This is a genomic window from Salipiger sp. HF18, assembly GCF_011806505.1.
GTDB lineage: Bacteria > Pseudomonadota > Alphaproteobacteria > Rhodobacterales > Rhodobacteraceae > Salipiger > Salipiger thiooxidans.
On record NZ_JAATOS010000867.1, the window covers coordinates 1 to 916 of the forward strand.

Annotated in this window: 1 protein-coding gene; it reads left to right on the forward strand. The window is 61.9% G+C overall.

Annotated elements, in window-relative coordinates; translation table 11 throughout:
* Window positions 1-237 precede the first annotated feature (237 nt).
* Window positions 238-822 carry an HNH endonuclease gene (locus HC022_RS27620; RefSeq protein ID WP_008885098.1) on the forward strand — a complete coding sequence of 195 codons (585 nt, stop codon included), beginning with the start codon at window positions 238-240 and terminating at the stop codon, window positions 820-822.
* Window positions 823-916: the final 94 nt, after the last annotated feature.

Here is a 916-nt window from a genome sequence, read left to right on the forward strand (position 1 = left end):
CCGAGTTCGAGGCCGTCCGCCTCGCCGTCCTGCGCTAACACCACCCGGACGCATCGCTAACCACTTCGTAACGCCTGTCATATGAGCTTTACGTCGGCGCGCTAGAGAAGACGTGACCACACCATGTTGCGAAGCTTGCCAGAGAGTAAACGCGAGATATAGTGATTTCAGGCTGGGGCGGGGCGTCCCGCTCTGGTGCTTCGGAACGGGCAGACAGAGCAGGAAGCGAGTCACTCAATGGATGGCGATTTCAGAAAACATTTCGTCAGGGAACCCTCGTCGCTGAAACACTATCCAGCGCTGGTCCTGAACGCGGACTACAGACCGCTCTCCTATTATCCGCTATCCCTCTGGCCCTGGCAGGAAGCGGTAAAGGCGGCCTTCCTCGACAGGGTCGACATCATCGCTGAATACGACGAGGAGGTCCGAAGCCCCTCGATGACGCTCAAGATCCCGAGCGTCGTGGTGCTGAAAGATTACGTGAAACCGAGGAAGCGCGTGGCATTCACGCGCTTCAATCTTTTTCTGAGGGACGAATTCCGCTGCCAGTATTGCGGATCCAAGGACGATCTGACCTTCGACCACGTGGTGCCCCGGGCCTCGGGCGGCATCACCTCGTGGGAGAACGTCGTCGCCGCCTGTGCCCCCTGCAATCTCCGGAAGGGCTCGAAATCGTTGCGTCAGGTCAACATGTCGCTGCGCAAGATCCCGCGCCAGCCCGGCGCGTCCGAGCTCATGGACGTGGGCCGCAAGTTCCCGCCCAACCACCTGCACGACAGCTGGCTCGACTTCCTCTACTGGGACGCCGAACTCGAGGCCTGAGCCGCTCGAGGCTTGCCACGTGGCGTGACCCGTCCTAAGCCCCGACCCGGCGCACGACCCGCGCCGGACCTGCCGTGAGGGGACCCGATGCTGC